This is a genomic window from Brachybacterium subflavum (assembly GCF_009299795.1).
Taxonomy (GTDB): Bacteria; Actinomycetota; Actinomycetes; order Actinomycetales; family Dermabacteraceae; genus Brachybacterium; species Brachybacterium subflavum.
On record NZ_VIGP01000003.1, the window covers coordinates 51573 to 73001 of the forward strand.

The following is a 21429-nucleotide window of genomic DNA, read 5'->3' on the forward strand; positions in this document are numbered from 1 at the left end:
GGACCTCCCATCTGACGACCACAGCTGGTACGACCACCGCCCCGCCCGCGGGGCAGAGAAGGAAGCGAAGCACCGCGATGGCTGAGCTCACGATCCGCCCGGAGGACATCCGGAACGCCCTGGACACCGCAGTGTCCACCTACCAGGCCGGCACGCCCGAGCGCGAGGAGATCGGCCGCGTCACCGAGTCGGCCGACGGCATCGCCCGCGTCGAGGGTCTCCCCGGCGTCATGGCCAACGAGCTCGTCCGCTTCGAGGACGGCACTCTCGGCCTGGCCCTGAACCTCGAGCTGCGCGAGGTCGGCGTCGTCGTCCTCGGCGAGTTCTCCGGCATCGAGGAGGGCCAGGAGGTGCGCCGCACCGGCGAGGTGCTCTCCGTGCCCGTCGGCGACGACTTCCTCGGCCGCGTGGTCGACCCCACCGGCGCCCCCATCGACGGCCTCGGCGAGATCGCCAGCACCGAGCGCCGCGCCCTCGAGCTGCAGGCCCCCACGGTCATGCAGCGCAAGAGCGTCAAGGAGCCGATGCAGACCGGCATCAAGGCCATCGACTCGATGACCCCGATCGGCCGCGGCCAGCGCCAGCTCATCATCGGCGACCGCCAGACCGGCAAGACGACCATCGCCCTGGACACGATCCTGAACCAGAAGGCGAACTGGGAGTCGGGCGACCCGAGCCAGCAGGTGCGCTGCATCTACGTCGCCGTCGGCCAGAAGGGCTCGACCATCGCGTCGGTCCGCGCCACCCTCGAGGAGGCCGGCGCCCTCGACTACACGACGATCGTGGCGGCCCCGGCCTCCGATCCCGCGGGCTTCAAGTACATCGCCCCCTACGCGGGCTCGGCCATCGGCCAGCACTGGATGTACGAGGGCAAGCACGTCCTCATCGTCTTCGACGACCTCACCAAGCAGGCCGAGGCCTACCGCGCCGTGTCGCTGCTGCTGCGCCGCCCGCCGGGCCGCGAGGCCTACCCCGGCGACGTGTTCTACCTGCACTCCCGCCTCCTCGAGCGCTGCGCGAAGCTCAGTGACGAGATGGGCGGCGGCTCGATGACCGGCCTGCCGATCATCGAGACCAAGGCCAACGACGTCTCGGCGTACATCCCGACCAACGTCATCTCGATCACCGACGGCCAGGTCTTCCTGCAGTCCGACCTGTTCAACGCCGATCAGCGCCCCGCGGTCGACGTCGGCATCTCGGTCTCCCGCGTCGGCGGCTCCGCGCAGATCAAGGCGATGAAGGGCGTCTCCGGCACGCTGAAGATCTCGCTCGCCCAGTACCGCGACCTCGAGTCCTTCGCGATGTTCGCCTCGGACCTCGACGCGGCCTCGAAGCAGCAGCTGAACCGCGGCGCGCGCCTCATGGAGCTGCTCAAGCAGCCGCAGTCCTCGCCCTACCCGGTCGAGGAGGAGGTCATCTCGATCTGGGGCGGCACCACCGGCAAGTTCGACGACGTCGAGGTCGAGGACGTCCGCGAGTTCGAGTCGCTGCTGCTGGAGCACCTGCGCCACAACGGCACCGTGCTCGAGGACATCCGCACCTCCAAGAAGTTCTCCGAGGAGACCGAGCAGCAGGCCACCGAGCTGCTCGAGCAGGTCAAGCGCGACTTCCTGGCCGGCAAGGGGCAGGGCGAGGCCCGCACCGACGTGCAGGAGAGCGCGGAGGACGAGGACATCGACCAGGAGCGCATCGTCCGCGGATGATCCGGTGCGCCGCCCGCCGGGCAGGGGAGACCCTGCGGGGGAGGGCGGCGCCGGGACCAGCCGGAGCATCCCGCGAAGGAGAGACATGGGAGCACAGCAGAGGGAGTACAAGAAGCGGATCACCTCCGCTCAGGGCATGAAGAAGATCTTCAAGGCCAAGGAGATGGTCGCGGCCTCGCGCATCGCCAAGGCCCACGCCCGGGTGCTCGCGACCACGCCGTACGCCGAGGCGATCACTCGGGCGATCGGCGCCGTCGCGACCCATTCGACCGACGTCGAGCATCCGTTCCTCGACCAGGAGCGCAGCGAGACCGGCCGCGCCGGCATCCTGCTCATCACGGCCGACCGCGGGATGACGGGCTCGTACTCGCACAACGCGATCCGCGCCGCGGAGGAGCTCGCCAACCACCTGATCGACGAGGGCAAGACGCCCGTGCTGTACGTCGTCGGGCGCAAGGGCGAGACCTACTACACGTTCCGCAACCGTCCGCCGGTCACGGCCTGGACCCCGTTCCAGGAGAGCGAGATCCCTGCGCTCGGCCACGAGATCGCGCAGCGGCTCACCGGCGACCTGCTCAGCGAGGACCCGGAGGTGCATCTCGACGAGGCGTACCTCGTGGGCACCCGCTTCCTCAGCCGGTTCCGGCAGGTGGCCCGGGCGACCCGCCTGGTCCCGCTCGAGGTCGTCGACGCCGAGGCGGGCGCGGAGGCGCCCTCGTACCCGCTGTACGAGTTCGCACCCGACGCCGAGACGGTCATGGACGAGCTGATCCCGCGCTACCTCGAGTCGCGCATCGTCAACCTGCTCATGCAGTCGATGGCCTCCGAGCACGCGGCGACGCAGCGCGCGATGAAGACGGCCACGGACAACGCCGAACAGCAGATCCGCAAGTTCACCCGGCTGGCCAACTCGGCGCGCCAGGCGGAGATCACCCAGGAGATCTCGGAGATCGTCGGCGGCGCCGACGCCCTCTCGGGATCCGGTCGCACCGAACGCTGAGCCGCCGCGAGCGCTCCGCGCGCCGGCCTGACCCATTGGAGAGAAACGAATGAGCACCCCAGTCACCACCGACGCCCCCGCTGCCTCCGCGCAGCAGGGCACCGGCCGCATCGCCCGCGTCACGGGCGCGGTCGTCGACATCGAGTTCCCCCCGGGCAACATCCCCGATCTCTACAACGCTCTGACCACCGAGATCAGCGCCGAGGGCGCGGGCCTCCTGCCCTCGGTCCTCACGCTCGAGACGGCTCAGCACCTCGGCGACGGCATGGTCCGCGCGATCGCGCTCAAGCCCACCGACGGCCTCGTGCGCGGGCAGTCCGTGACCGACACCGGCGCCCCGATCTCCGTGCCGGTCGGCGACGTCACCCTCGGCACCGTCTTCGACGTCGTCGGCAACCCGCTGAACGTCGAGGAGGGCCAGACCTTCGAGGTCTCCGAGCGCTGGCCCATCCACCGCACCGCCCCCAGCTTCGACCAGCTCGAGTCCAAGACCGAGATGTTCGAGACCGGCATCAAGTCGATCGACCTCCTCACCCCGTACGTGCAGGGCGGCAAGATCGGCCTGTTCGGCGGCGCGGGCGTCGGCAAGACGGTCCTCATCCAGGAGATGATCTACCGCGTGGCGAACAACCACGACGGCGTCTCCGTGTTCGCCGGCGTCGGCGAGCGCACCCGTGAGGGCTGGGACCTCATCGAGGAGATGACCGAGTCCGGCGTCATCGAGAAGACCGCCCTGGTCTTCGGCCAGATGGACGAGCCGCCGGGCACGCGTCTGCGCGTGGCACTCTCGGCCCTGACCATGGCGGAGTACTTCCGCGACGTGCAGAGCCAGGACGTGCTGCTGTTCATCGACAACATCTTCCGCTTCACGCAGGCGGGCTCCGAGGTCTCCACGCTGCTGGGCCGCATGCCCTCGGCCGTGGGCTACCAGCCGAACCTGGCCGACGAGATGGGGCAGCTCCAGGAGCGCATCACCTCGACCCGCGGCCACTCGATCACCTCGATGCAGGCGATCTACGTCCCGGCCGACGACTACACCGACCCGGCCCCGGCGACGACCTTCGCCCACCTGGACGCGACCACCGAGCTCTCCCGCGAGATCGCCTCGCGAGGTCTGTACCCGGCGATCGACCCGCTGACCTCGACCTCGCGCATCCTCGACCCGCGCTACGTGGGCCAGGAGCACTACGACGTCGCCAACCGCGTGAAGCAGATCCTCCAGCGCAACAAGGAGCTGCAGGACATCATCGCGATGCTCGGCGTCGACGAGCTGTCCGAGGAGGACAAGGTCATCGTCGGCCGCGCCCGCCGCATCCAGCAGTTCCTCTCGCAGAACACGCACCTGGCCAAGCAGTTCACCGGCGTGGACGGCTCGGACGTGCCGCTCAAGGACACCATCGAGTCCTTCAAGGGCATCTGCGACGGCGAGTTCGACCACATCCCCGAGCAGGCGTTCTTCAACGTCGGCGGGATCGACATGGTCATGGAGAACTGGCACCGGATCCAGAAGGAGCTCGGAGAGTGAGCACCCTCGAGGTCACCTTCGTCTCCGCGGACCGGACGGTCTGGAGCGGCCATGCCGCCCAGGTCGTGGTCCCCGCCGCCGACGGCTCGATGGGCATCCTGCCGCGCATGCAGCCCACGCTCGCGATCCTCGAGCGCGGCGCGGTGCGGATCATCGGCGAGGACGGCGCGGTCACCGAACGAGCGGTCGACGGGGGCTTCGTCTCCATGGACCGCGACGTGGTGACGATCGCCGTCGACCATGCCGATCGCGCCACGGCCGCCCGCTGAGGCGAACAGGCACCCATGACGCACGTCAACGTCCCGATCACCCTCGTGGTGGTCGGGACGTTGGTCGTTGTGCTGGCGCTCGCGGTGATCGTGCGCGCCGTCGTGGTCGCGCGCCGCGGCGGTGCGCTCGACTGCTTCGTGTGGCGTCCTCGTGCGCGCGGCGGTCGCGGCGCCTGGCGGGGAGGGCGCCTGCGCTTCACCTCGCAGGGGCTGCTCTGGCATCGCACGGATGCGCTCCTCGCGGGCGGTGAGGTGGTGCTGCGGCGCAGCGAGATCCTGGACGTCCAGCGGCGGAACGTCGGCGCCGGCGCGGGTGACGCGGGTGGCGAGGGAGGCGCTGTGGGCGCGGGCGGCGTCGACAGGGCGAGCGGCGGCGACCGTGCAGGCAGCGCGGACGGAGCGGACGACGCCGGAGGGACGCGCATCGTGCTGGACACCGAGATCGAGTTCGTCCGCGGGGAGGGCGAGCCGCTGTGGCTCATGCTGCCCTTCACGACGTCCTCGGCCGTCATCGCCTGGTACGAGGCGGCGCCGACGGGCGCGGTGCGCGGGGACGCCGACTGAGCAGTGCGCGCGGTGTCGGCCAGGTGCCGTGAGGTCGGTCCGACGGCGCGGTGTCGGCCAGGTGCGGCGAGCTCAGTCCGGCTGCGCGGTGCCGACGAGCTCGCCGCGACGGATGACCTGCACGGGACGCAGCTCCGCGTCGACCAGCAGCACGTCGGCCGCGAGCCCCGCCCGCAGCGCCCCGATCGCGTCCTCGCGCCCGAGGACGCGCGCCGGGACCACGGTGGCCGCGCGCACGGCGGCGGCCAGATCCACGCCGGCCTCGCGCACGGCGAAGCGCACGACGTCGATCAGATGGGCGGTGCCGCCGGCGATCGAGCCGCCGTCGGCGAGGGTCGCGACGCCGTCCTGCACGTCCACGTCCAGTGCGCCGAGGCGGTAGCTGCCGTCGGCCATGCCGGCGGCGGCCATGGCATCGGTGATGAGCACGACGCAGTCGTCGGCCGCGAGGGAGAACACGTGGGCGACGGTCTCGGCGGCGAGGTGGACACCGTCGGCGATGACCTCGGCGACGATCTCGCCGCGGCCGGCCGCATCGAGCGCCGCGAGGGCCGGCCCCGGATCGCGGTGGTGGATCGGCCGCATGCCGTTGAACAGGTGCGTCGCGGTGGGCAGCGCGGAGCGGCCGTGGTGACGTCGCAGGGCGTCGCGGGAGGCGGTGATCGCCGCGTCCATCTGCGCGCTGTCGCAGTCGGTGTGCCCGAGCGAGGGGAGGGCGCCGCCCGCGGCGAGGGCGTCGATGACGGCGGGGGCGTCTGCCGTCTCCGGCGCCATCGTCATGGTCGCGACGGCGCCCCGGCCCTCCGCGCACAGCTCGCCGACGAGCGCCGCGTCGCCGCCGGTGATGTGCGCGGGGTTCTGGGCGCCCTTGCGCGCCTCGGAGATGAAGGGGCCCTCGAGGTGGATCGCCTCGACCTCCCCGTCCTCGACGAGCCCGGCGAGCATGCGCACGCGCCGGCCGAGCTCCTCGGCCGAGGCGGTCACGAGCGAGGCGACGAGCGAGGTGGTGCCGTGGCGACGGTGCTCGCGCACGGCGACCATGGCCTCCTGGGCGTCGGCGCAGTCCGGGAACGAGGCCCCGCCGCCGCCGTGGCAGTGCAGGTCGATCAGGCCCGGAAGGATCAGTCCGGGATGCTCGAGGGTGCGCTCGGCGCGGTGGGCAGGCGCCTGCTCCTCGAGGCCCGCCCACAGGATGCGGTCCCCTTCGAGGAGGACCAGCGACCCCGGGAGCACGCCCCGCTCGAGCACTGCCGTGCCGCGGAGGGCGAGATCGGCATGCAGGGGCGCAGCGTGCTGCGGGTCGACGGGGGCGTCGGTGGGGGGCATCGGTGCTCCTGGTGCGTGGTGCGGGTTCAGAAGAGGCGGCTCTCGGCGTCGTCGATGCCGCGCAGGGCGTCGTAGTCCAGGGTCACGCAGTCGATGCCGCGGTCGTGGGCGAGGACCTTTGCTTGGGGCTTGATGGCCTGGGCGGCGAACATGCCGCGCACCGGCGCGAGCAGCGGATCGCGGTTGAGCAGGTCGAGGTAGCGGGTGAGCTGCTCGACGCCGTCGATCTCGCCGCGCCGCTTGATCTCGATGGCGACGGTCGCGCCGTCGGCGTCGCGGGCCAGGATGTCGACCGGTCCGATGGCGGTCGGGTACTCCCGGCGCACGAGCGACCAGTCGGTCCCGAGGGTCTCGATGTTCTGGGCGAGCAGCGCCTGCAGATGCGCTTCGACGCCGTCCTTCTGCAGGCCCGGATCGACGCCGAGCTCGACGCTGGTGTCCTCGAGGATCTCGTGCAGACGCACGCGGAGGCGGTCACCGGTCTTCGCATGGACCACGTCCCACTGCTGCACCCAGTCCTCCCCGGGCAGGGGAGCGGGGTCATCCGCCGCGTCCTCGACATCGGCCCGGTCGACGACCTTCAGCTGGCACGGCGGACTCATCCAGTTCAGCGGCTTGTAGCTGCCGCCGTCGGAATGGACGAGCACGCTGCCGTCGGCCTTGACGATGAGCAGGCGGGTGGCCAGGGGCAGATGGGCGGTGAGCCGACCGGTGTAGTCGACCGAGCACTGAGCAACGACGAGACGCACCCGGCCAGGGTACGGCAGGACGGACGGGCCCTGCGCCGTGCGCCGCCCGTGCCCGCGCACGGTCTACGAGAGGCCCGCGCCGCGCGTGCGGCCTCTCACGCTCGCGCGCGAAGGGGGTGTGCTCGTCGTTCGATTCTCGTATCGTGGCAGGGATTCGGTGCGAACGAGGAGATCGTCATCATCTACAAGATCATTGCAGCCGTCCTGGTGGTGCTGGGACTGGTGGGGCTCCTCATCGGGCGCCTGGGGGAGACCACGTGGGCTCCCGAGACCGAGCGCACCGCGACCGTGGACCTGTCCGACCCCGGCCCGGCCGTCGTCATCGACCCGGGCGTGCTGTACGTGGGCGGGACCCAGGGGGATGTGAAGATCACCGCTGACTCCGACGTCTCCGTGATCACCGCCTCCAACGACGACATCGACGCCTACCTCGACGGCGTGAAGCACACGCAGGTCACGGGGCTGAGCGACTGGAGCACGCTGAAGACCGAGACGGTCGACGGCGACGGCGACGACTCGATCTCCGATCCCACCTCCTCCGACCTGTGGCGCAGCGTCAAGACCTCGAAGAGCCCGACGACGATCGACGTCGGCGACTTCTACGCCGAGGAGACCTCGACGGATCCGCAGCCCTACCGGGCGATCCTGCTCGTGACCGACGGCAGCGAGCCCGGCGCCGACAGCATCTCGATCACCTGGCCGGTCGACGAGAAGAACGAGTGGGTCCCCTTCGCGTACGCCACGGGCGCGACGTTGATCATCGTGGGCCTCGTGATGCTCGTGGTCTCCTTCGGCTCCTCGCGGCGCGAGCGCGAGCGGGCCGGCGCCGGTGAGGACTCCGAGGAGCTCGGGGCGGACGACGCCGGCGAGCCGGAGCTCGAGCCCGCGTCGGCATCCGCACCCGCGTCGCCCTCCGCGGGCGCGAGCTCCGCGGACGCTTCCGCGGGTACGCCCACCGGCGCGGTCCTCGGAGGGGCCGCCGGGCTCGGGGCCGCGGGCGCGGGCGCGGCGCATCTCGCCGGTGGCTCCGCGGCCGACGAGTCCGACGAGCCCCACGGGGCCGACGAGACGGACAGGGTCGACGAGGGCCACGAAGCCGACGAGACCCATGAAGCCGAGGGGACTCAGGAGACCGACGAGGCCCCGACGCGCGAGCACGAGAGCATCGACGCGTGGCAGCTCGGCGACGTGCAGGCGCAGGCCGCACCCACGGCCGACGCCGCGGCGGCGGGCACGGCGTCGCTCGCGCACGAAGGGCCGGAGCAGTCTGCGACCGAAGACGGTGCGGCGAACGACCCGTCGGCCGAGCCCTCGACGGACGTCCTCGACCGGATCGACGAGGAGCCCGGTGCCGCCGATGCGGACCCGGGCGAGCAGCGTCCGGTGACCGCGCCGATCCCCGTCGGCGGCGCGGAGGGAGCGGCCGCCGGCCATGACGACGCCGAGGGCTCCGAGGATCCCACGGAGGTCATCGACCGCATCGAGGAGCCGATCGCGGGACCCGGCGAGGATGCGTCGGCCGCCCTGCCGCGTCGCTCGCACCGCCACCGCGCCGCGACGCCGGAGCCGGAGCACGGCGAGACCCCCCATGACGGCGCACAGCACACGGGCCCCGAGCACGGGTCCGACACCGAGGAGGAGCAGCGATGAGCGCGTGGAACAGGCGCGGGTTCCTGGGCGGCGTCGGCGTGCTCGCCGTCGGCGGCCTGCTGGCGGCCTGCGGATCCGACGACTCGACCCCGCCCGCGGTGCCCACGGGACCCGAGGCCGAGGGGCCGACCCCCGCGGTGACCAGCGATCAGATGGCCGCTTATCTCAAGGCGGTGCACTCCGCGGTGGAGAAGGCGGACGACGACCTCGACGCGAAGGCCCTCGCGCCCCGCGTGATCGGCTCGGCCGCCTCCTTCCGCAAGGACACCTACTCGATCCTGACCAAGAACAAGGACTGGATCGCGAAGAACGCCGAGGACTTCCGCGCCAGCGCCCTCGACCGGCCCGGTGAGAAGGCCGTCGTCCCGATCACCTCGACCACCTCGGACTTCCCGCGCACCGCGATCGCTCTCGTCGAGGCCGACGGTGATGACGACGCCGCCCCGTACTTCATGATCCTGCAGCAGAAGGACGCGCACTCCCCGTACGCGACCTGGGGCTGGGCGCAGCAGGCCGTGGGCGTGGACATGCCGACGGTGCCTTCGGCGAAGGTGGGCAGCGAGGCGGTCGACGGCAAGGCCGGCGACCTGCTGATGACCCCTGCGGACGCCATGACCCTCTACTCCGAGGTGCTCGCGTGGGGCGGCGGCAAGGACTCGAAGAAGCAGCTCGCGAGCGATCCCTTCACCACCCGGACCCACAAGGACATCCAGGAGGAGCGCAAGCAGCTCAACGAGGGCGTCGAGAAGGACGAGGTGGGGACGATCCGCGAGATCTACACGCCCGTGAAGGACGAGATCGCCGGCCTGCGCACGGAGGACGGCGGCGCGATCGTGCTGGGCACCATGACCTCGAAGCGCACCCTGAAGGTCACCGACGGCTCGAAGGTCAGCTACGGCGAGGACAACATCTTCACCACGATCATCGGCAGCCGGACCTTCACCGAGGAGTACGTGCGCGAGTACGGCACGACCGTCGCCCTCTACATCCCGCCGAAGGGGTCCGACGCGAAGGTCCAGCCCATCGGGGCCACGCGCGCCGTGATCGGCGCCAGCGGCGAGTGATCGGCCGCGCGGGTCCGCCCGGCCGGGCCGGACCCACCCGCCCGGCCAGGCTGACCCGTCCGAGCAGGCTGACCCGCCCGACTCGCTCGGCCGGTGGCCGGTCGGCGACCCAGTTCGAGAACCCCAGCAGTCCCACAACGCGAAGGAGCATCCCATGACCGATCCCTACGGCGTCATCGACCTCGCATCGCTCAAGAAGCCCGAGGGCTCCGAGGGGGCGGGGACCGCCGGCGAGCACGAGGTGACCGTCGACGAGGCGAACCTCGAGCAGATGATCCAGGACTCCGCGCGCGTCGCGACGCTCCTGCTGGTCACGAGCTCGCGCGTCCCGGGCATCGACGAGCTGCTGGGCGCGCTGCGCTCGGGCGTCGACGCGAAGGGCGGCGCGCTGCGGCTCGCCGTCGTCGACGCGGACACCCAGCCGCGCGTGGCGGGCGCCCTGCGCGTGCAGCAGCTTCCCACCCTCATGCTGCTCCTCCAGGGGCAGCTGCAGCCGATCGCCGAGTCCATGGTCCCCGCCGACCAGATCCCTGGACTGCTCGACCAGATCGTGCAGGTCGCGCAGCAGACCGGTCTGGACGTGAGCGGTGCGGGCGACGGGCAGGGGGCCGACGGCTCCGGCGCGGACGATGCGGACGGCGCGGACGGCGGGGCCCCTGCGCAGCCCGAGCTGCCGCCCCTGCTGCAGACCGCCTACGACGCGATCGAGGCGGGCGATCTCTCCGGCGCGCAGACCGCCTTCGAGGAGCACCTGAACCAGAACCCGGCCGACGCCGAGGCCAAGGCGGGCCTGGCGACCGTGCACCTCATGGACCGCACCCGGGACGCCCAGCTCGACGCCGCCCGCCAGGCCGCGGCCGACGCGCCGCAGGACCTCGACGCGCAGCTGCTCGTCGCCGACCTCGACATGCTCGGCGGTCACGTCGACGATGCCTTCGGCCGTCTGCTCGACCTGCTGCGCGGCGCCGACCAGGACACCAAGGACCGTGTGCGCGCGCGCCTGCTCGACCTCTTCGAGGTCGCCGGACCCGAGGACCCGCGCGTCGGACCCGCCCGCAAGCGCCTGGCCAACCTGCTCTTCTGACCCGCCCGCGGCGGGCGGGCCCCGAGGCCCCTCAGCCGCGGCCGTCGGGGCGGAGCACCAGGGCCCCGAGCGGCGGCACCGAGAGCCGCACGGAGTGGGAGCGCCCGCCGGCGGGGACCTGCTCCACGTCCACGCGGCCCAGGTTCCCGACCCCGCCGCCGCCGTACACCGGCGCGTCGGAGTTCAGGACCTCGCTCCAGGAGCCGCCCGAGGGCATGGGGATGCGGTGCTCGTGCCAGGGCTCGGGCGAGAAGTTCAGGACCACCACGAGCTCGTGGCCGGCGCGGTCGCGGCGCAGGAACGCGATGGTGTCGTGCGAGGCGTCGTCGGTCAGCAGCCATTCGAAGCCGTCGGGGTCCTGGTCCAGCTCGGAGAGCGCAGGGTGCTCGCGCAGCAGGGCGTTGAGATCCGTGACGAAGCGCTGGATGCCCCGGTGCATGTCGAACTCGAGCAGCCACCAGTCCAGGCCCGTCGACTCGTTCCACTCCGAGGACTGCCCGAACTCGCTGCCCATGAACAGCAGCTGCTTGCCCGGATGGGTCCACTGCAGGGCGAGGTAGGCGCGCAGCGTCGCCGCCTGCTGCCAGTCGTCGCCGGGAGCCTTGCGCAGAAGGGGCTTCTTGGCGTGGACGACCTCGTCGTGGGAGATCGGCAGCACGAAGTTCTCGGAGTACTGGTAGACCATCGAGAACGTCAGCTCGCCGTGGTGGTGCTGGCGGTTGATCGGGTCCTCGCCGATGTACTCCAGGGTGTCGTGCATCCACCCCATGTTCCATTTGAAGCCGAAGCCCAGGCCGCCGGCGTCCGTGGGCCGGGTGACGCCGGGGAACGACGTGGACTCCTCGGCGATCATCACGATCCCGGGCGCGCGCTTGTAGGCGGTGGCGTTCGCCTCCTGGAGGAAGGCGATGGACTCGAGGTCCTCGTGTCCGCCCTCGCGGTTGGGCACCCATTCGCCGTCGTCCCGCGAGTAGTCCAGGTAGAGCATCGAGGCGACGGCATCCACGCGCAGCCCATCGACGTGGAACTCCTCGAGCCAGTAGCAGGCGTTGGCGACCAGGAAGTTGCGCACCTCGCTGCGGCCGGTGTCGAAGATCAGCGTGCCCCAGTCGGGATGCTCGCCCCGGCGCGGGTCCGCGTGCTCGTACAGCGGGGTGCCGTCGAAGCGCGCGAGCGCCCACTCGTCCTTCGGGAAGTGGGCGGGCACCCAGTCCATGATCACGCCGATGCCGGCCGCGTGGAGGGCGTCGATCAGCGCTCGCAGATCGTCGGGCGAGCCCCAGCGCGACGTCGGCGCGTAGTAGCCGGTGACCTGGTAGCCCCAGGAGCCGCCGAAGGGATGCTCGGCCACGGGCATGAACTCGACGTGCGTGAAGCCCATCGCCCGCACGTACTCGACGAGCTCGGTGGCGAGCTCCCGGTAGCCGAGCCCCGGCTTCCAGCTGCCCAGGTGGACCTCGTAGACCGACATCGGGGCGGCCAGCGCATCGTGCTGGGCGCGCGCGGCGAGCCACGCGTCGTCGGTCCACTCGTAGTCGCTCGTGGTGACGATGGAGCCGGTCGCCGGCGGGACCTCGGTGCGCCGCGCCATCGGGTCGGCCTTGTCGCGCCACTGCGAGGTCGCGTCGAGGATGCGGAACTTGAACACCGCACCGTCGCCGACGCCGGGCACGAAGATCTCCCACACCCCTGCGGAGCCCAGGGAGCGCAGGGCGTGCCCGCGGCCGTCCCAGCCGTTGAAGTCGCCGACGACCTGGACGGCGCGGGCGTTCGGCGCCCAGACGGCGAAGGAGGTGCCGGGCACGCCGTCGACCTCGCGCACGTGCGCTCCGAGCACCCGCCACAGCTCCTCGTGGCGCCCCTCGCGTATGAGGTGCAGGTCGAGCTCGCCGAGCGTGGGCAGGAAGCGATAGGGCTCCTCGAGCTCGACGCTCCCGCCCTCGGGCGCCCACTGCACGCGGATCCGGTAGGAGTCCAGGTGCGCGCGGGGGACCGCGACCACCCAGATGCCGTCGTACTCGTGGCGCATGGGGTGCACGGTGCCGTCGGGCAGGACGAGAGAGACCTCGTGCGCGAGGGGCTTGAGAGTGCGCACGGTGACGCCGCCGTCGTAGGAGTGCACGCCCAGCACCGAGTGCGGATCGTGGTAGCTGCCGGTCGCCGCCGCCCCCAGCTCATGGGTGCCCACGGGCATCACCCGCGGCGTGGGGGTGCCGCCGGTGGACGGGGTGGGGAGCGACGGGGGCCGGGACGACGGAGGGACGGACGACGGGCCGCCCGTGGCCGCGCCGGATCCGGTGTTCGACATGTTCTCGTCCATGGTGCTCACTCCTCGCTGCGGACCACGCGCAGCACGTGCGCGGGGCGGTCGGTGGGCGAGAGGATCACGAAGGGGCTCTCGTCCCATGTGAAGCGCTCGCCGGTCAGCAGGTCCTCGACCTCGAAGCTCCCCTCGACGTCGAGGGCCCCGGTGTCCAGGTGGATGGTGGAGCCCGTGCCCTCGTCGTAGCGGGTCAGGGACACCACGATGACGGTGTCTGCGCTGCCGGAGTCCGTCTGCGAGCCCGGCAGATGCTTGGAGAAGACGACGACCTGGGGGTCCTCGGCCTCGTGGAAGACGATCTCGGTGAGGGTCTGCAGCGCGGGGTGCTCGCGCCGGATCAGGTTCAGCTGCGTGAGCAGCGGCTCGAGGCTCTGGCCGCGCTGCAGCGCCCCCGCGAAGTCCCGGGGCCGGTACTCGTACTTCTCGTTGTCGATCTGCTCCTCGGCGCCGGGGCGCGGCACGTCCTCGACGAGCTCGTACCCGGAGTAGACGCCCCAGGTCGGCACGAGCGTCGCGGCAAGGATCGCGCGCAGGCGGAACGCGGCCCGCCCGCCCTGGGACATGAAGGGCGTGAGGATGTCGTGGGTCGTCGGCCAGAAGCTCGGCGTCATGTAATGCGCCGAGTCCACGAGCTCGAGATGGTACTCCTCGAGCTCCTCGGGGGTGTGGCGCCACGTGAAGTACGTGTAGGACTGGTGGAAGCCGACCTTGCCCAGCGTGTGCATCATCGTGGGCCGGGTGAAGGCCTCGGCGAGGAAGATGACCTCCGGATGCTTCGCGTCGAACTCGGCCAGCAGCTCCTGCCAGAAGCGCACGGGCTTGGTGTGCGGATTGTCGATGCGGAACAGCGTGACCCCGCGCTCCACCCACCCCTCGAGGACGTCGCGGATCGCCGCGTACAGGCCTTCGTAGTCGGTGTCGAAGCTCAGCGGGTAGATGTCCTGGTACTTCTTCGGCGGGTTCTCGGCGTAGGCGATCGTGCCGTCGGGCCGCACCACGAACCACTCCGGATGCTCGCGCACCCATGGGTGGTCGGGGGAGCACTGCAGGGCGACGTCGAGCGCGACCTCCAGGCCGAGCTCGTGGGCGCGGCCCACGAAGGCCTCGAAGTCCTCCATCGTGCCCAGGTCCGGGTGGATCGCGTCGTGCCCGCCGTCGGCCCCGCCGATCGCGTAGGGCGAGCCGGGATCCCCCGGCCGGGTCTCCAGCGTGTTGTTGCGGCCCTTGCGGAAGGTCTCTCCGATCGGGTGGATCGGGGTCAGGTAGGCGACGTCGAAGCCCATCGCGGCCACCCGGTCCAGCTCGCCGGCGGCGCTGCGCAGGGTGCCGCTGATCCAGCCGCCGTGCTCGGCGCTGAAGCGGGCGCCGATCGAGCGCGGGAAGAACTCGTACCAGGAGCCGTACAGCGCGAGGCGCCGGTGCACGATGAGCTCGTGCGGGCCGTCGACGGTGACGCCCTCGCGCAGGGGACGCGCGGCGAGGAGCCCCCGCAGGTCGGCCGCGAGGGCCGGCGCGACGCGGGCCGACGGGGAGAGCGCATGGTTGCGCAGGGCATCGATCGCGGCGCGGACGACGGGTCCGTCGGAGGCGGGGCGCTCGCCGGCCCCGATCTCCTCGAGCACCCGGCCGAGGACCTCGACGCCCTCGGCGATCACGAGGTCGATGTCGATCTCGGCGGGGATCTTCACCTCGGCGACGTGCGCCCAGGTCGCGTACGGATCCCCGAAGGCCTCGACCGTGAACTGCCAGTGGCCGACGGTGCGGGGGCGGATCCGCGTCTCCCAGAGGTCGAGCCCGGGGTTCGTGCTGGCCAGGGACTTCCGCGTCTCCGTGCCCTCGGGGTCGCGCAGCAGGACCTGCACGCCCATCGCGTCGTGCCCCTCGCGGAAGGCGTTCGCGGTGATGCGGACGCTCTCGCCCTCGGCGCACGAGGCGGGGAACCTGCCCGCGTCGACCACGGGGCCGACGGCCATCACCGGGATCCGGCCGATGCCCGCGTCAAGGCCCGTCGGCTGCGAGGCGGCGGAGGACGGGGAGGTGGAAGCCATGGGCGCTCCTGATCGCTCGGTCGTGCAGAGTGTCTCGCGAGGTGACGACGGTCTCACAGGGCCGCCGGTGGACTCACGATAGCCGCTCGTCGGACTGCTCGCGTCCCGCGATCGCGAGGACGAGGACGGAGGCCGGGCGCACGTGCGTGCGGCCCTCGCGCACCCGGCCCTCCTCGCCCTCGGCCAGCGCCGTCGAGGGGTCCTCGCTCGCACTGTCGAACAGCACGCGGACGTCGCCGTCCAGCCACGGCTCGCGGGGGAGGACGACCTCGAGATCGTCCTCGTCGGCCGAGAGGATCACCAGCAGATGATCGGCACCGTCGGCACCGTCGATCCCGTCCGTCCCGCCGGGGAGAAGCATCTGCAGCACGTGCCGGCCCGGGTCCTGCCAGGGCTCGTGGTCCATGCCCTCGCCGTGCTCGTCGTACCAGCCGGCCTGCCCGGGTCCCGGACGGCTCGGGTCCAGCGGGCGCAGGTAGCGGGCCGAGCGCAGCTGCGGGAAGCGGGCGCGGATCGCGAGCAGCGCGCGCACCGTCTCGATCCGACCCGGGCGCTGGGCGGACAGCGACCAGTCGACCCAGGAGATCTCGTTGTCCTGGCAGTAGGCGTTGTTGTTGCCGCGCTGGGTGCGGCCGAACTCGTCGCCGGCGGTGAGCATGGGCGTTCCCGCGGCCAGCAGCAGGCTCGACAGCAGCGCTCTCGCGCTGCGCTCGCGGCGGCCCTCGAGGGCCGCGGCGCCGGGGTCGTCGGCGGGGAGCGGGCCCTCGTGGCCGTGGTTCCAGGAACGGTTGTCGGCGGTGCCGTCGCGGCCGTCCTCGCCGTTGGCCTCGTTGTGCCTCTCGTCGAAGCTCACGAGGTCCTGGAGGGTGAAGCCGTCGTGCGCGGTGACGTAGTTGACCGAGGCCCAGGGGGCGCGCAGGCTGCGGCCCGAGGGCAGGTCTCCGGGGTCCCGTGCGGCCATCACGTCGCGGGAGCCGGCCAGTCGGCTCGCGAGGTCGCGCACGCCGCTGCCGGCCGACCTCCCCTCGCGCTCGCGCGCCGCCCTGTCCGTGAGCCAGAAGGAGCGCAGATCGTCGCGGAAGGCGTCGTTCCATTCGGCGAAGGGGGCGGGGAAGGCTCCGGTCTGCCAGCCGCCGCCTCCCACGTCCCAGGGCTCGGCGATGAGCTTGGTCCGGCGCAGCACGGGGTCCAGGGTGATCGTCCGCAGGAGGGCGTGGTCGGGCCGGAACCCCCCGGAGTCGCGCCCCAGGGTCGCCGCGAGGTCGAAGCGGAAGCCGTCGACCCCCATGTCGAGGACCCAGTGCCGCAGGGACTCGAGCACCAGGTCCACGACGGCGGGGGAGCGCGGGTCGAGTGTCGCGCCGGTGCCGGTGACGTCCACGAAGGCGCCGCCGTCCATCCAGTAGTGCTCGCTCGCATCGAGCCCGCGCAGGCTCAGCGAGGGCCCGCCGGAGCCGCCCTCGGCGGTGTGGTTGAAGACGACGTCGAGGATGACCTCGAGGCCCGCGGCGTGGAGGGCGCGGATCATCGCGCGCACCTCCTCGAGCACGGCGAGCGGCCCCTCGTGGCGGGCGGCGGCGCTCGCGTAGGCGGGGTTCGGCGCCAGATAGGAGAGCGTCGAGTAGCCCCAGTAGTTCGTCAGCCCGCGCCGCGTGAGGTGCGGTTCGTCCATGGCCGCGTGGATCGGCAGCAGCTCGACGGCCGTGACCCCGAGGTCGCGCAGGTAGGAGGTGACGGCGGGATGCGCGAGGCCCGCAAAGGTGCCGCGCAGCTCGGGCGGGACGTCGGGATGCAGCCGGGTGAACCCTCTGACGTGCAGCTCGCAGACGACCGTGTCCGGCCAGGGGGTGCGGGGCGGGGCGGCCGACGAGCAGGGGCCACCGGCGGCCATCGCCTCCGGGGCGCCCGCGACGACGGACCACACGGCCACCTCGGCGTCGTCGGCTGCGCTGGGGCGCAGGGGCGAGATCGGGTCGAGCATCGCGTCGACCTCGTGGGGGAACATCCCGGAGGCGAGCGGGGAGGCGTGCGAGACGGCGCGGGCGCGCGGATCCAGCAGCAGCTTCGCGGCGTTGAACCAGGCGCCGCGCTCGGGATCCCACGGGCCGTGCGCGCGCAGCCCGTACAGGGTGCCGGGCACCATGGCCTCGACCTCGTCCCAGTGCAGGCCGCCGTCGACGTGGCGCAGCGTCGTGCGCTCCTCGCGGAAGCGTCCGCCGCCGAGGTCGCGGCGCACGCACAGCTCGATCCTCTCGGCGCGCGGCGCCACCACGGCGAAGATCCCGCGACCGGACGGGTCGACCTGCAGACCGGGTCGCGTGGGCGGGGACGGCGCGTGCTGCGGTGCGGGGACGGCGCCGCCACCGCCGGGACCGGTGATGGGGGGATGGGGCATCGTCGCATTGTTCCACCGCCGGCACGCCGCCCTGAGAATGACACGAGCGGCCAGCGCACCCGCCCGGGACGCCCCGCGAACAGGACCGGGCCGCGGGACCCGGAGAGGTTAGGATCGTCGGGGCGCCGGGCACGGCTCGTCGTCCCCCATGCAGCACCAGCGGTGCGTCGGCCCCACCGGGCGTCCCGACCGCCGCACGATCCGCACGCAGCACCACGCGACGGGAGCACCCCCGCAGATGACCCAGCAGCCTCAGGAATCCCCCGGGCGTCCCGCCCCCGGCCGCTCAGGCGCCGCCTTCGCCCCTGCGCAGCCCGCGATCCCTCCGGCGAGCATGGAGCGTGCGGGGAGCATCGTCCGCAGCATCACCCAGGTCTTCCAGTCCCGCGTGGTGGGACAGGAGAACCTGCGCCGCACCCTGCTGGCGGCGCTCGCCGCGGGCGGCCACGTGCTGCTCGAGTCCGTGCCGGGCCTCGCGAAGACGACGGCGGCCTCCGCGCTCGCCTCCGGCATCTCCGGCTCCTTCTCCCGCATCCAGTGCACGCCGGACCTGATGCCCAACGACATCATCGGCACCCAGATCTTCAACTACGGATCGGGCACCTTCACCACCCAGCTGGGCCCGGTCCACGCGAACGTGGTGCTGCTGGACGAGATCAACCGCTCGAGCGCGAAGACCCAGTCCGCGATGCTCGAGGCGATGCAGGAGCGCCAGACCTCCATCGGCGGCGAGGTCCACACCCTGCCCGAGCCGTTCATGGTGCTCGCGACCCAGAACCCGATCGAGGAGGAGGGCACGTACGTCCTCCCCGAGGCGCAGATGGACCGCTTCCTCATGAAGGAGGTCCTCACCTACCCGCGCCCCGCCGAGGAGCACGAGATCCTCGACCGCTCCACGAGCGGCACCCTCACCGCACCCCGCCAGGCCGCGCAGACCGTCGCCCTCGAGGACATCCGGTTCCTCCAGGAGATGGTCGATCAGGTGTACGTCGACCAGAGCGTGAAGCGCTACATCATCGACCTCGTGTTCACGACCCGCGGCTCCGGCCCGCGCCCGGTCGCGAACCTCACCCAGAGCGTGCGCGTGGGCGCGAGCCCCCGCGGCTCCCTCGCGCTGATGCGCGTCGCCCAGGCGAACGCCCTCCTCCACGGCCGCGACTACGTCACGCCGGACGACGTGCGCGCCATGCGCTACGCGGTGCTGCGCCACCGGCTCGTGCTCACGTTCGACGCCCTCGCCGGCGGCGTCACCCCCGAGCAGATCATCGACGCGGTCTTCCACGCCGTGCCGATGCCCTGAGCGGGAAGCGCTGATGGCGACCTCCCTGCTCACGCGCGTCAAGGCGCGCGTGGACCTGCACACCTCGAACCGCGCCCGCGGCATCGTCCAGGGGCGCGGACGCTCGGTGTTCAAGGGCAGCGGCGAGGACTTCGACGACCTGAAGTACTACCAGCCGGGCGACCGCATCTCCGACATCGACTGGAAGGCCACGGCCCGCTCCGGCGAGCCGCTGATCCGCCAGTTCAACGAGGAGCGGGTGCGGCACCTCTCGATCGTCGCCGACACCTCCTCGGCGATGTCGACCCTCGCGGCCGACGGCACCTCCAAGCGCGACGCCATGGTCACCGCCGCCGGCCTCGTGTGCTTCCTCGCCCAGAACAACGGCGACCTCGTGGGGCTGGTGGGCGGCTCCGAGTCCCGTCCCGTGCAGCTGCCCTCCCGCTCGTCCGACGGGCATCTCGAGCTGCTCCTGCGCACCATCCAGCAGTCCACGACCGCCGCCTCCCGCCCGTCGGACGTCTCCTGGCTGCTCGAACGGGCCTTCCGCGTCACCCGCCGCTCGACCCTGATGACGATCATCACCGACGAGGCGCACCCCGGCCCCGAGGACCACACCCTGCTGCGCCGCCTGGCGACCCGGCACGACGTCATGGTGATCCGCATCGGCGACGCCGACCCGCTGCAGGCGGGCGACCTCGACCACGAGGTCGTCGACGTCGAGTCGCCCCGGGAGATCTCCGAGCTCGCCCGCGTCTCCACGAAGGTCGCGCGCGATGTCGAGAACTACCGCCGCGCCCGCCGCGAGGCGACCACGGAGATGCTCGACAGCCTGCACCTCACCCACCTGCTCACGGCCGGCGACAGCACCGTGGTCGGCGACATGATCGCGATGCTGCGGGAGAGGGAGTACCGCCATGCCCGTGCATGATCCGATCGTGCTCGCCGATCCCACGCCGAGCCCGTCGCCCGCGACGATCATCGACCCGCCCCAGTACTCGATCGCCTGGCTGATCCTCGCCGTCCTGTGCGTGATCGTCATCGTCGCGATCATCGTGGGCGTGCTGCGCATCTCCCGCGCCGTCGTCTCCCGCCGCGCCTACCGCGAGCGGCCCGACGAGCCCGAGTCGCTCAAGGCCGAGTTCCTGCGCTCCGTCAACGACATCGCGGCGCGCCACGAGGACGGCGCGATCGACGAGCGCACCGGCCACCTCGAGCTCACCGCCGTGATGCGCCGCTTCGTGCGCCGCACCACCGGGCACGACGTCACCAGCCAGGACGTCGGCACGCTCATCGCCGACCCCCGGACGCGCGACGTCGGCGAGCTCATCGCCCGCCTCTACGAGCCGGATTTCGCACCCTCGAGCGACGTCGACCTCGAGGGGTCCGTGCACCGCGCGAGGGAGGTGATCCGCCGATGGTCATGACGCTGTGGTGGGTGGCCGGCCTGCTCCTGGTCGCCGGGATCGTGGTCTGGGCGATCACCTTCTGGAACCGCCGCTCGATGCACCGCGCGCCCGTGCTCGTCGCGAACTCCTCGTTCCTCGAGCGGATCCCGAGCTTCGTGCGCAGCCAGCGCCTGGCGCGGGTGCTGCGCGTGGTGCAGGTGGGCATCGCCGTGCTGGGCCTGCTCGCCGCCGCCCTGCTCTCCGGCAGGATCGCGACCGAGCGGGTGCAGACCCCCGAGTTCGCCGATCGCGACATCGTGCTGTGCCTGGACGTCTCCGGCTCGATGTACGAGTACGACACGGAGATCCTGCAGACCTTCGCCTCCATGGTCGACGACTTCCACGGCGAGCGGATCGCCCTGTCGATCTTCAACTCGACGTCCCGCACCGTCTTCCCGCTCACCGACGACTACGACCTCGTCGAACGCGAGCTCAGCGAGGGGGCCGAGGCGATCGACTTCGACGAGTTCGGCTACCGGCTGGGCAGCCGCGACTACCCGCAGGACAAGGTCGAGAAGTACGCGGACTTCGTCGAGGGCACGCGCGGCCTGGACGACCAGGCCTCGATCGTGCCCGACGGCCTCGCCTCGTGCGGTCAGCTGTTCGACCACGCCGAGACCGACCGCAGCCGCTCGATCATCTTCGCGACCGACAACGAGGTCAACGGCGACCCGATCTACTCCCTCGACGAGGCCGCCAAGACCATCGAGGACCGCGACATCGACCTGTACACCTTCTACCCGGGCGCCTACGAGTGCTCCGAGGAGTGCTTCGACGAGCTCCAGAAGGTCACCGAGGACCACGGCGGCACGCTCTACCAGTCCTCGGACCCGAACGCGATCCCCTCGATCATCCGGGAGATCCAGCAGACCCAGGCCCAGAAGATGGGAGCCGAGCCCACCCTCATCCGCACCGATCATCCGCTGTTCGCCTTCGTGCTCACGCTCATCGCCCTCGCCGGGGTGCTGATCGTGGGCTGGCGCAACCGCTGAGAGACGGAGG

17 protein-coding genes are annotated in these 21429 nt (G+C 71.8%); 12 read left to right on the plus strand and 5 right to left on the minus strand.

The genetic code is table 11. From position 1 onward, the window contains the following. The first annotated feature begins 77 nt into the window (after positions 1–77). The 5 genes from atpA to FHG10_RS07310 all read left to right on the plus strand — a co-directional run bounded on the left by atpA (position 78) and on the right by FHG10_RS07310 (position 5061). Positions 78–1703 carry a F0F1 ATP synthase subunit alpha gene (gene atpA / locus FHG10_RS07290; RefSeq protein WP_152352686.1) on the plus strand — a complete coding sequence of 542 codons (1626 nt, stop codon included), beginning with the start codon at positions 78–80 and terminating at the stop codon, positions 1701–1703. Positions 1704–1788: 85 nt separating this feature from the next. Continuing rightward, on the plus strand, positions 1789–2703 hold the full coding sequence (locus FHG10_RS07295; protein ID WP_152352687.1) for a F0F1 ATP synthase subunit gamma: 915 nt from the start codon (positions 1789–1791) through the stop codon (positions 2701–2703). A 49-nt stretch (positions 2704–2752) separates the two neighbouring features. After that, positions 2753–4228, plus strand: a complete 1476-nt coding sequence (gene atpD, locus FHG10_RS07300; protein ID WP_152352688.1) for a F0F1 ATP synthase subunit beta — start codon at positions 2753–2755, stop codon at positions 4226–4228. Beyond that, positions 4225–4497, plus strand: coding sequence for a F0F1 ATP synthase subunit epsilon (locus FHG10_RS07305; RefSeq protein ID WP_152352689.1), 273 nt, complete (start codon positions 4225–4227; stop codon positions 4495–4497). Before atpD ends, FHG10_RS07305 begins: the two co-directional genes overlap by 4 nt. A gap of 15 nt (positions 4498–4512) precedes the next feature. Further along, a complete protein-coding gene (locus tag FHG10_RS07310; RefSeq protein WP_152352690.1) occupies positions 4513–5061 on the plus strand; it encodes a DUF2550 family protein in 549 nt (182 codons plus the stop codon). 72 nt (positions 5062–5133) lie between these two features. Here the strand turns inward: FHG10_RS07310 and FHG10_RS07315 are convergent, their stop codons facing one another. Beyond that, on the minus strand, positions 5134–6387 hold the full coding sequence (locus FHG10_RS07315; RefSeq protein WP_152352691.1) for an N-acetylglucosamine-6-phosphate deacetylase: 1254 nt from the start codon (positions 6385–6387) through the stop codon (positions 5134–5136). 26 nt (positions 6388–6413) lie between these two features. After that, positions 6414–7136 (minus strand): endonuclease NucS, encoded by a 723-nt coding sequence (gene nucS / locus FHG10_RS07320; RefSeq protein WP_152352692.1) that lies wholly within the window; start codon positions 7134–7136, stop codon positions 6414–6416. A gap of 207 nt (positions 7137–7343) precedes the next feature. Here nucS and FHG10_RS07325 point away from each other — a divergent pair, with 207 nt between their 5' ends. The 3 genes from FHG10_RS07325 (at position 7344) to FHG10_RS07335 (ending at position 10934) form a co-directional block, all read left to right on the plus strand. Further along, positions 7344–8786, plus strand: a complete 1443-nt coding sequence (locus tag FHG10_RS07325; protein WP_193636229.1) for a hypothetical protein — start codon at positions 7344–7346, stop codon at positions 8784–8786. After that, complete coding sequence (locus tag FHG10_RS07330) at positions 8783–9850, plus strand: twin-arginine translocation signal domain-containing protein (protein ID WP_152352693.1); 1068 nt, start codon at positions 8783–8785, stop codon at positions 9848–9850. Before FHG10_RS07325 ends, FHG10_RS07330 begins: the two co-directional genes overlap by 4 nt. A gap of 154 nt (positions 9851–10004) precedes the next feature. After that, positions 10005–10934, plus strand: a complete 930-nt coding sequence (locus FHG10_RS07335; RefSeq protein ID WP_152352694.1) for a tetratricopeptide repeat protein — start codon at positions 10005–10007, stop codon at positions 10932–10934. Between the two features lie 31 nt (positions 10935–10965). On the opposite strand, the gene glgB is transcribed toward FHG10_RS07335, so the two are convergent. The 3 genes from glgB to glgX form a co-directional block, all read right to left on the minus strand. After that, a complete protein-coding gene (glgB, locus tag FHG10_RS07340; RefSeq protein ID WP_406565157.1) occupies positions 10966–13128 on the minus strand; it encodes a 1,4-alpha-glucan branching protein GlgB in 2163 nt (720 codons plus the stop codon). 131 nt (positions 13129–13259) lie between these two features. Further along, the gene (locus FHG10_RS07345) at positions 13260–15305 is read right to left on the minus strand and encodes an alpha-1,4-glucan--maltose-1-phosphate maltosyltransferase (protein ID WP_152352695.1); all 2046 of its coding nucleotides are present in this window, start codon (positions 15303–15305) and stop codon (positions 13260–13262) included. Positions 15306–15378: 73 nt separating this feature from the next. Then, positions 15379–17700 (minus strand): glycogen debranching protein GlgX, encoded by a 2322-nt coding sequence (glgX, locus tag FHG10_RS07350; RefSeq protein ID WP_152352696.1) that lies wholly within the window; start codon positions 17698–17700, stop codon positions 15379–15381. 238 nt (positions 17701–17938) lie between these two features. On the opposite strand from glgX, the gene FHG10_RS07355 reads away from it, so the two are divergent. From FHG10_RS07355 to FHG10_RS07370, 4 genes are read left to right on the plus strand one after another with little or no spacing between them, the layout of a single operon-like run. Beyond that, positions 17939–19000 (plus strand): AAA family ATPase, encoded by a 1062-nt coding sequence (locus FHG10_RS07355; RefSeq protein WP_227488105.1) that lies wholly within the window; start codon positions 17939–17941, stop codon positions 18998–19000. Positions 19001–19013: 13 nt separating this feature from the next. Beyond that, positions 19014–19910, plus strand: a complete 897-nt coding sequence (locus FHG10_RS07360; protein WP_152352697.1) for a DUF58 domain-containing protein — start codon at positions 19014–19016, stop codon at positions 19908–19910. Then, positions 19897–20406, plus strand: coding sequence for a hypothetical protein (locus FHG10_RS07365; RefSeq protein ID WP_152352698.1), 510 nt, complete (start codon positions 19897–19899; stop codon positions 20404–20406). Before FHG10_RS07360 ends, FHG10_RS07365 begins: the two co-directional genes overlap by 14 nt. Continuing rightward, positions 20397–21419, plus strand: a complete 1023-nt coding sequence (locus FHG10_RS07370) for a vWA domain-containing protein (RefSeq protein ID WP_152352699.1) — start codon at positions 20397–20399, stop codon at positions 21417–21419. Before FHG10_RS07365 ends, FHG10_RS07370 begins: the two co-directional genes overlap by 10 nt. Positions 21420–21429: the final 10 nt, after the last annotated feature.

Excerpts from the sequence above, each read along its gene's own strand:
- FHG10_RS07295 (WP_152352687.1), top strand. The coding sequence starts at position 1,789 with ATGGGAGCACAGCAGAGGGAGTACAAGAAGCGGATCACCTCCGCTCAG.
- atpD (WP_152352688.1), top strand. The coding sequence starts at position 2,753 with ATGAGCACCCCAGTCACCACCGACGCCCCCGCTGCCTCCGCGCAGCAG.
- FHG10_RS07370 (WP_152352699.1), top strand. The coding sequence starts at position 20,397 with ATGGTCATGACGCTGTGGTGGGTGGCCGGCCTGCTCCTGGTCGCCGGG.
- FHG10_RS07345 (WP_152352695.1), bottom strand. The coding sequence starts at position 15,305 with ATGGCTTCCACCTCCCCGTCCTCCGCCGCCTCGCAGCCGACGGGCCTT.
- FHG10_RS07310 (WP_152352690.1), top strand. The coding sequence starts at position 4,513 with ATGACGCACGTCAACGTCCCGATCACCCTCGTGGTGGTCGGGACGTTG.
- FHG10_RS07315 (WP_152352691.1), bottom strand. The coding sequence starts at position 6,387 with ATGCCCCCCACCGACGCCCCCGTCGACCCGCAGCACGCTGCGCCCCTG.
- FHG10_RS07355 (WP_227488105.1), top strand. The coding sequence starts at position 17,939 with ATGACCCAGCAGCCTCAGGAATCCCCCGGGCGTCCCGCCCCCGGCCGC.
- FHG10_RS07365 (WP_152352698.1), top strand. The coding sequence starts at position 19,897 with ATGCCCGTGCATGATCCGATCGTGCTCGCCGATCCCACGCCGAGCCCG.
- FHG10_RS07360 (WP_152352697.1), top strand. The coding sequence starts at position 19,014 with ATGGCGACCTCCCTGCTCACGCGCGTCAAGGCGCGCGTGGACCTGCAC.
- glgB (WP_406565157.1), bottom strand. The coding sequence starts at position 13,128 with ATGCCCGTGGGCACCCATGAGCTGGGGGCGGCGGCGACCGGCAGCTAC.
- glgX (WP_152352696.1), bottom strand. The coding sequence starts at position 17,700 with ATGCCCCATCCCCCCATCACCGGTCCCGGCGGTGGCGGCGCCGTCCCC.
- FHG10_RS07335 (WP_152352694.1), top strand. The coding sequence starts at position 10,005 with ATGACCGATCCCTACGGCGTCATCGACCTCGCATCGCTCAAGAAGCCC.
- FHG10_RS07330 (WP_152352693.1), top strand. The coding sequence starts at position 8,783 with ATGAGCGCGTGGAACAGGCGCGGGTTCCTGGGCGGCGTCGGCGTGCTC.
- atpA (WP_152352686.1), top strand. The coding sequence starts at position 78 with ATGGCTGAGCTCACGATCCGCCCGGAGGACATCCGGAACGCCCTGGAC.